The organism is Streptomyces sp. NPDC012637 (assembly GCF_042954805.1).
Lineage (GTDB): Bacteria > Actinomycetota > Actinomycetes > Streptomycetales > Streptomycetaceae > Streptomyces.
Genome location: NZ_JBIBDS010000017.1, coordinates 1 through 7985 on the forward strand (window position 1 = coordinate 1; position 7985 = coordinate 7985).

Here is a 7985-nt window from a genome sequence, read left to right on the forward strand (position 1 = left end):
CCGTCGAGCGCATGATGCGCGACGCCAAGATCACCCAGATCTACGAAGGCACCAACCAGGTCCAGCGCATCGTCATGGCCCGCAACCTCCCGTAAGACACCACGGGAACGGACGGCCCCCGGCTCGCGCCGGGGGCCGTGCGCACGGACCGAGGGGCCCTACTTCGCCTTGTAGCAGGCCGATTCGACGGCGATGTTGATGAGGGCCGGGGCGTTCCCGACCTTGCTCGCCTTGTACAGACGCACGTCGATCGCGAATTCCCGCCCGCTCGATTCCGCGAGGATCTGGGGGCTCTTGGACTTGCTGCCGTCCACGCCGTCCTTCACGATCCGCCAGCCGTTCTTGGGAAGCTCGGTCCGCAGGTGGTCGAAGGCCTTCTGCATGTCGGCGAAGGGAACCCCGTAGACGCTCCACGGGTGGCGGGCACGGTAGACCTCGTCCTCTTCGTCGTAGTCGGCGCACCGCGCGGTCATCGCGCCCGTGTCGGTGACCTTTCCCTTGATCGCCAGCATTTCGAGGACCCGGCTGGATGTCTTCTCCACATCGCTCCGCACCGTGGCGCTGTCACGCACTTCCACTGTCGCCTCGCTTCCGTCCGAGCACGCAACAGCCAGCGTGCAGATCGCCATAACAGACACGAAAAACGAAAATCGCCTAGTCAAGTTCAACCTTGTCATATTGGCCGGCTATGACGGCTGCCTGGTTCTTGAGGCTCAAGGAGTTCGGGTCCCAGAACCCTGAGTGCCCATCCGAGTCGCTCTTCATGATGTTGCCGCCGAACGATTCGTCGGTCGGAATGGTCCAGTTGTCACCCAGACCCATCAGGCGACCACCCTGCCGCACCACCTGATCGTCCCAGGGGCCGCCCATCGCCCACACGTGGTCAGCCCCGACCCCCAGGTCGGCGGCGTGGTCCGCCTGAACGCCCGGGCTGCCCGCGAAGAGAAAGTCGTCGACCGCCGTCGGGTCCTTCCAGCTGCCCGACTGGGCCGAGACGCCGACCACCGTACTGCCGTAGCTGTGGCCGATGACCGTCGTATGGGCCCGTGAGCCGTCGGCGTTCTCCTGGGCCGCCCTGTTGCCCTGGAGGAAGTCGTACAGACGGGGGCCGCCCTCCTCCGCGTACTGGCCTCGCGTGGCCTCGGGCAGGATGCTGTCCGGGGCGTTGTAGTCGAGCCAGGTGATCGTGGAGACCTTCTGCCCCGGGGTCAGGCCGTGGGCTTCGGCCCAGAGCCGCTCTCCACGGCCGAGGTCCCCGTGATCGTCCCCGTCGCCGATGGACTCGATGCCCGCGTAGGTTCCCGGGACGTACACGCTGACGTGGTCCGCCGTGTCCGGGTTCCCGTTGGCCATGATGATCTTCCCGTCCCCGATCCCCTTGAGGTCGAAGCCGAGCAGATACGCCTCCGGCAGCCCGCCGGTGCCGGTCCGGTCGAAGCGGGACTGGATCGCGTTGATGCCCTTCATGGACGTCTCGAGCTCGCGGTACCGGTCGCCGTACTTCCGGTCCCACTCCATCCACTCGTCGGTGTGCACCTTCGCCGGGTACATGCCGGCGGTGATCCACGTCCACTCGTTGGCCGGCGGCTTCGGAATGGAGTCCAGCTCCATCTGGGTCGCGGCCTGCTTCTCCGCGAACACTACCCGGTTCGCCTCGTCCCGGATGTCCGACGGGAGTCCGTTCAGCCCCCCGAGCCTGTCCGGCTGCATGGCGAGGTAGTCGGCGCGCTGCTCCGGGGTCAGGCTCTTCCACCACTCGGCGTTCTGGTCCGGCGTGCCGTCCTTGGGCGGCTTCGGCAGGGAGTCGAGGTAGCTCTTGCCCGCGTCCTTCACCCCGCTCATGTCCGACTGCGCGTCGGTCCAGTCCCGGTTGCTGACCTTCAGGTCGTCGTCGGCCTTCAGCGCCCGCAGCTTCGGGGCCCACTTGGCGTCCGCCTCGGTCGCTTCCTTCAGTACGTCGGCGATCCGGTTCGCGAACTCGATCGCCTTGCCGTAGTTCGGGTTCGGGTGGATGTTGATGGCTTGGCGCTCGATGGCGTTGGCCGTGGGGTCGGTCATCCCGGCGCTGCCGGTCACCGTTCCGCCCTCGGCGGTCTTGTCCGCGCCGGGCTTCGCGCCCGCCGGGAAGCTGACCGAGCCGTTGGGGTTCACCGTGCAGCCGGCGGCCTGGGCGTCGGCGATCGCCGCGTCCAGCTTCCGCTTGGCGGCGCCGAGGTCGAAGGCGAAACCATTCAGCGCGGTGCTGACCAGACCGCACTCGGTCTGCGCGTAGTGGAAGTTCTTCGACAGCTCCTTGAGCTCGCCCAGGGCGGCCTCCGCGGCCTTGCCCTTCAGCTCACCGCGGATGCCCGCGGAGATCTTGGTGTCGATCGTGTCCTTGGCCGTCATGGCCATCTCGCCGACGGCCCGGTAGCCGTCCGCGGCCTCCTCGTACTCGGCCTGCTTGAAGGCCCGCAAGGTCTCCAGATCCATCGCCGCGGTCACTTCTCCTTCGCCTGGCCGCCGACGGCCTCGGTGTCCGCGTACTTCTTCGCGTGCGCGTTGAGCTCTCCGAGCAGCGTCTCGTCGGGCTTCGCCAGGTCGTGGCCCGACGTCTTCAGGAGCCCGCCCAGCGCCTCACAGCGGCCGCTCACGTCGCTGACGTACTTCTTCCAGGAGTCGTACAACTCCTTCTGCGCCGCCGCGCTCTGGATGCCCTGACCGTCACCCAGTCCCGCCTGCCCGGAGTCGAGCTTCGTCAGCGCCGTGGTGACGCCCTCCTTCAGGCCGGAGACGCCCTCGCCGGCCTTCACCCAGGCCCGCTTGTCCGTCTTCAGATCCTCCGAATAGCCGCCGCCGCCTGGGTCCGGCGCCACCTGGTTCAGGCGCATCGACGACGACTGGCGCGCCGCCGTCTCGGCCTTGAGCTGCTCCCACTCGTCCCACGGCATCCGCGAACCTCCCCGTTCTCCCCGCTGTCCCCGTGCTGTCGCGCGTGGCGATGCGCCATGATTCCCGGATTTGCTGGATGAAATCAAACAGTCGACGCCCGAACAGGGCGCCGACTGTGGGAAGTCGAGGTCAGCGGTTCGAGGTGACCGTGACCTTCTCGTCGTTCCTGATCTGCTCGACCAGCTGCTTCACCTTCGGCATGTCCCACTTGAGGGAACCCTGCGGCGCGCTGCCCGCGATCGGCATGTTCATCGACTTGCCGTCGCCGCCGCTGATGCCCTTCATGGCGAAGAACATCTTGCCGAGGTCGTAGAGCGACATGTCCTTGTCCACGATCAGCGTGTCCAGGCCGGCGCCGAGCGTCGGGTACAGCCGGAACGGGTTGAGGATCGTGCCCGGCGTCGCCGCCTGGTTGGCCAGCGCCGACAGGAACTTCTGCTGGTTCTTCGTGCGGGCCAGGTCGGACTCGGCGAAGGCGTAGCGGGTACGGACGAAGGCCAGGGCCTGCTCGCCGTCGAGGGTCTGCGTGCCGGCCTGGAAGTCGGCGCCGGACTTCTTGTCCTTGAAGCCCTTCTCGATGTTCAGCTCGACGCCGCCGAGCGCGTCCACGATGTTCGCGAAGCCGGCGAAGCCGATCTCCGCGTAGTGGTCGATGCGCAGGCCGGTGTTGAACTCGACGGTGCGGACGAGGAGTTCCGGTCCGTCCATCGCGTACGCGGCGTTCAGCTTGGAGCCGCCGCGCGCCGCGTACTTCTTGCCGGACTCCGAGCCCACGAAGGACGGGATGGTCACCCAGGAGTCACGCGGCAGCGAGATCATCGTGTTCCCGCTGGAGCAGGCCGCGAGGATCATCATCGAGTCGGTCCGCTTGCCCTCGGCGGAGCCGGTGTGCAGCTTCTTCTTCTCCTCGGCCGTCATGCCCTCGCGGCTGTCGGAGCCGACGATCAGGTACGTGGTGCAGTCGCCCTCGGAGGGGCGTTCGATCACCTTGGCGAGGTCGACCTCGTTGCGCATCTGCGAGCTGGCCCAGGCGTACGTGCCGACGCTCCAGCCGACCACGGCCACGGCGAGCACGATCGAACCGATCTTGATCCGGCGCCGCCAGTCGGGCGCGCCGGCACCGCCGCCGGGCCGCGGCGGCGAGTACTGCGGCGGCACGGTGCCGGGACCGCCGGGACCGCCCGGGCCGGGGCCCTGCGGGCTGCCGTAGACCTGGCCCGAGCTGTAGCCGGAGTCGTACCCGGAGGCCTGGGCCTGCGTGAAGTTCGGGTGGTAACCCTGGTCATGCCCCTGGCCCTGGTCGTAGCCCTGGTCATGCCCCTGGCCGTACCGCTGCTGCCCCTGCCGGGGCTGCTGCTGGTACGGCTGCTGCGGGGGGACCTGCGGGCGCTGCACGTGGCGCATCCGGCGAGGCCCCTCGGGCTGGGCGTCGGGCCAGTCATTCATGCGGAACAGTCTGCCGGTCCCTCCCGCCGGCCCGACAGGGCGGGTGGGGAATCGGGTCGGCGCTGTTGCCAAGCTGATGCAAACCGGACGGTGCCGCGACCCGGTCCAAGGGCGGGCATAAGGTAGAGGGCATGACAGATCAGGGCGACATCCCGGGGAAGCCCACCTCCGCCTCCCGCACCACCCTCAGCCACATCATGACCAGCCACGACACCAACCTCCTCGGCACGGTGCACGGCGGCGTGATCATGAAGCTGGTGGACGACGCCGCGGGCGCGGTCGCGGGCCGGCACTCGGGCGGCCCGGCCGTCACCGCCTCCATGGACGAGATGGCCTTCCTGGAGCCGGTCAGGGTCGGCGACCTCGTGCATGTGAAGGCCCAGGTCAACTGGACCGGCAGGTCCTCCATGGAGGTCGGCGTCCGGGTCATGGCGGAGCGCTGGAACGAGTCCGCGCCCGCGACCCAGGTCGGCTCCGCGTACCTCGTCTTCGCGGCCGTCGACGCCGACGGCAGGCCCCGGCCGGTCCCGCCGGTCCTCCCGGAGACCGAGCGCGACAAGCGCCGCTACCAGGAGGCCCAGATCCGCCGCACCCACCGCCTGGCCCGCCGCCGCGCGATCAAGGAACTCCGCGAGCGCCGCGTGGCGGAGGGCTACGAGGACTGAACCCCTGGGCCCGCGGCTACGGGCACACCACCTGATCGCCCGTGACCGCCTCGAACCGGCCCGTCTGCTGCTCCCGCTCCCTGACCGGCGTCACGCCCGCGTAGTCCGCGCCGACCGTGACCCGCAGGGTCGCGCCCTGGCCCTTCACCGGGCGGAGCTCCGCTCCCGGCAGGGCGGCGGCCAGGGACCTGGCCGAGCGGTCCCAGCCCGGGTCGTACTCGACGAGCGTGCGCGGGTGCTCCCGGCCGCCGTCGGCGGTCCTCGGGGCGCGCGTCGTGTCGAAGCCGGTGCCGCGGAGTGCCGCGTCGACCCGGCCGCCGAGCCCGTCCGTGCGGGTCCCGTTGTAGACCTGGACCCGGATCGTCCGCGGCGAGACGTCCACGTCGACCGGCCGCGGCCCCTTGGGCGCGGCCGGCCGTGCGGGCGCCAGCGGCCGGTCCTCGCGCAGCGACTGGAACAGCTTCTGCGCCTTCGCCGCGTCCCACTTCACCGTGGAGCCGATCCCCTTCACCGGGAAGCTCATGTCGCCGATCGGCACGGACACGAACTCCGACGAGGCCGGCGAGAAGCCCTGCATCGCCTTCGCCAGGGCCAGCATCTGCTCCGTACCGAAGCCCTGGTCGGTCCGCACCGAGCTCAGCATCGTCGAGGCGACCTCGCGGAAGCGCACCGGGTTGAGCAGCACCCCGCCGCTGGTGACCTGGTCGATCAGCGCCGCCAGGAACTTCTGCTGGCGCTGCATGCGCCCGATGTCGGCGGCCCCGTCTACATGGCGGGAGCGCACGTACTGCAGCGCCCGGCCGCCGTCCAGCTCGTGCGGACCGGCCGGCAGGTCGAGGCCGGTGTAGGGGTCCTTCAGCGGCTTGGTGGTGCAGATCTGCACGCCGCCGACCGCGTCGACGGTCTTCATGAAGCTGGTGAAGTCGACCTCCAGGTAGTGGTCGATCTTCACCCCGGTCATCGACTCGACGGTCCGCACGGTGAGCCCGGGCCCGCCCTCCGCGTACGCCGCGTTCAGCTTCACCGGGTGCGCGCGGTGGTGTTCGCCGGTGGTGAGGTCGGTGTGCTCGGGCATCTCGGCGTACGAGTCGCGGGGCAGCGACACCACGCTCGCCCGCTCGCGGTCCTCGGAGATGTGCACGAGCATCACGGTGTCCGTGCAGTGGCAGGGAGCGCCGCCGAGCCGGTACTTCTTGCGCTCCTCCTCGCCGATCCGGTCGCGGCCGTCGGTGCCGACGACGAGGACGTTCATGCCGTGCCCGGCCTGCGGGCGGTTCTTCATGTCCTTGAAGGGGTCGATCCGGTGGATGCCGGTGTCCAGGCTCGTCACCACCGCGTGCCCGATGCCCCCGGCGGCGAGGACCACGACCGACAGCGTGGTCGCCACCCGCATGCCCCACCGCGGCCGTCTGGGCCGGCGCCGCCTGCGGACCGGTGCCGGTGCCGGAGCGGGTACGCGGCGGGCGGCGGGCCGGGGAGGACGGGGCGTGCGGGAGGGTGCGGTCACCGGTGGACACCTCCGCTGGTACGACAGGGGGACCGTGAGCACCGTAGGCCCATACGATCAGCGCCACCCGGCATCGCCACCGGCGGCGCGCGACCGTGTCCCCCGTTCGCGGTAACGTGGCACGCGATGAACGCCATGCCCCCCGTTTCCGTGATCATGCCGGTCCTCAACGAGGAGCGGCATCTGCGCAACTCGGTCCGTCACATCCTGGAGCAGGACTACGACGGCGAGATGGAGGTGGTGATCGCGCTCGGTCCGTCCACGGACCGCACCGACGAGATCGCCGCCGAACTCGTCCGAGAGACCGCCGACAAGCGTGCCCGGGTTCACACCGTGCCGAATCCCACAGGCCGTACGCCCGCCGCCCTCAACGCGGCGATCAAGGCGTCCCGTCACCCGATCGTGGTGCGCGTCGACGGCCACGGCATGCTCTCGCCGAACTACATCGCGACCGCCGTACGTCTCCTGGAGGAGACCGGCGCGATGAACGTGGGCGGCATCATGCACGCCGAGGGCGAGAACGCCTGGGAGGACGCGGTCGCCGCCGCGATGACCTCGAAGATCGGCGTGGGCAACGCGTCCTTCCACACCGGTGGCGCGGCCGGCCCGGCCGAGACCGTGTACCTGGGCGTGTTCCGCCGCGAGGCGCTGGAGCAGCAGGGCGGCTACAACGAGGAGTTCATCCGCGCCCAGGACTGGGAGCTGAACTTCCGCATCCGCGAGGCCGGCGGTCTGATCTGGTTCTCGCCCGAGCTGCGCGTCCAGTACCGCCCGCGCCCCTCGGTGCGCGCGCTCGCCAAGCAGTACAAGGACTACGGCCGCTGGCGGCACGTGGTGGCCCGCTACCACGAGGGCTCCATCAACCTGCGCTACCTGGCCCCGCCGACCGCCGTCTGCGCGATCGTCGCGGGCATCGTGGTGGGCGCCGTGCTCACGCCGCTCGGCTTCGTGGTCCCGGCCGGCTATGTGGCGGCCATCACCGCGGGCGCGGTCCTGGCCGGCAAGGGCCTGTCCCTGAAGGCGCGGCTGCAGATCCCGGTCGCGCTGGCGACCATGCACATGTCGTGGGGCTTCGGCTTCCTGACCAGCCCGCGCTCGCTGGCGCGGAAGGTCATCGCGAGCAGGCGTCCGGTGGTCAAGGCCGGCGAGGCGTCCGAGACGGCCGGGACCGTCTGAGTCCTGACACGGCGCCCGGCGCCGTACACCCCGAGCGCCACCATGCCGTGCAGGTGTCCCCGGATCCTCAGGGCCAGGGCCAGGGCCACGGCGGCGGGTCCTGACACGGCGCCCGGAACGGCGGTGGGGGGGGGCCCCCCGGGGGGCCGCCCCCCCCCGGGGGGGCGCGCCGCCCGGGGGGGGGGGGGGGGGGGGGGGTGAGGAAACGAGCCACAGCTGTGGCCCGGTTGCGGCCAAGGCAGGGGACCGGGTGTGGGCCC

8 protein-coding genes are annotated in these 7985 nt (G+C 70.3%); 3 read left to right on the forward strand and 5 right to left on the reverse strand.

Annotation, left to right across the window (positions count from 1 at the left end; translation table 11 throughout):
- Positions 1-95: acyl-CoA dehydrogenase family protein (locus ACFY8W_RS37385; protein WP_132919430.1), on the forward strand; the 95-nt coding region annotated here is incomplete at its 5' end.
- Positions 96-158: 63 nt separating this feature from the next.
- On the opposite strand, the gene ACFY8W_RS37390 is transcribed toward ACFY8W_RS37385, so the two are convergent.
- The 4 genes from ACFY8W_RS37390 to ACFY8W_RS37405 all read right to left on the reverse strand — a co-directional run bounded on the left by ACFY8W_RS37390 (position 159) and on the right by ACFY8W_RS37405 (position 4377).
- Positions 159-542 (reverse strand): hypothetical protein, encoded by a 384-nt coding sequence (locus ACFY8W_RS37390; RefSeq protein ID WP_391115612.1) that lies wholly within the window; start codon positions 540-542, stop codon positions 159-161.
- A 112-nt stretch (positions 543-654) separates the two neighbouring features.
- Positions 655-2472 (reverse strand): alpha/beta hydrolase, encoded by a 1818-nt coding sequence (locus ACFY8W_RS37395; protein ID WP_391115615.1) that lies wholly within the window; start codon positions 2470-2472, stop codon positions 655-657.
- 8 nt (positions 2473-2480) lie between these two features.
- Entirely contained in the window at positions 2481-2930 is a 450-nt protein-coding gene (locus ACFY8W_RS37400) for a hypothetical protein (RefSeq protein ID WP_391115617.1), read from the reverse strand.
- 130 nt (positions 2931-3060) lie between these two features.
- A complete protein-coding gene (locus tag ACFY8W_RS37405) occupies positions 3061-4377 on the reverse strand; it encodes an LCP family protein (protein ID WP_391115619.1) in 1317 nt (438 codons plus the stop codon).
- 131 nt (positions 4378-4508) lie between these two features.
- Here ACFY8W_RS37405 and ACFY8W_RS37410 point away from each other — a divergent pair, with 131 nt between their 5' ends.
- Positions 4509-5042 carry a hotdog domain-containing protein gene (locus ACFY8W_RS37410; protein WP_391115620.1) on the forward strand — a complete coding sequence of 178 codons (534 nt, stop codon included), beginning with the start codon at positions 4509-4511 and terminating at the stop codon, positions 5040-5042.
- A 16-nt stretch (positions 5043-5058) separates the two neighbouring features.
- Here ACFY8W_RS37410 and ACFY8W_RS37415 read toward each other — a convergent pair whose 3' ends face one another.
- A complete protein-coding gene (locus ACFY8W_RS37415) occupies positions 5059-6435 on the reverse strand; it encodes an LCP family protein (RefSeq protein ID WP_391115622.1) in 1377 nt (458 codons plus the stop codon).
- Positions 6436-6675: 240 nt separating this feature from the next.
- Between ACFY8W_RS37415 and ACFY8W_RS37420 the strand changes: the two genes are divergently transcribed.
- Positions 6676-7725, forward strand: a complete 1050-nt coding sequence (locus ACFY8W_RS37420; RefSeq protein WP_391115624.1) for a glycosyltransferase — start codon at positions 6676-6678, stop codon at positions 7723-7725.
- Positions 7726-7985: the final 260 nt, after the last annotated feature.

Coding starts and splice junctions, on each gene's coding strand:
- ACFY8W_RS37395 (WP_391115615.1), bottom strand. CDS start 2,472: ATGGATCTGGAGACCTTGCGGGCCTTCAAGCAGGCCGAGTACGAGGAG.
- ACFY8W_RS37400 (WP_391115617.1), bottom strand. CDS start 2,930: ATGCCGTGGGACGAGTGGGAGCAGCTCAAGGCCGAGACGGCGGCGCGC.
- ACFY8W_RS37405 (WP_391115619.1), bottom strand. CDS start 4,377: ATGAATGACTGGCCCGACGCCCAGCCCGAGGGGCCTCGCCGGATGCGC.
- ACFY8W_RS37410 (WP_391115620.1), top strand. CDS start 4,509: ATGACAGATCAGGGCGACATCCCGGGGAAGCCCACCTCCGCCTCCCGC.
- ACFY8W_RS37415 (WP_391115622.1), bottom strand. CDS start 6,435: ATGCGGGTGGCGACCACGCTGTCGGTCGTGGTCCTCGCCGCCGGGGGC.
- ACFY8W_RS37420 (WP_391115624.1), top strand. CDS start 6,676: ATGAACGCCATGCCCCCCGTTTCCGTGATCATGCCGGTCCTCAACGAG.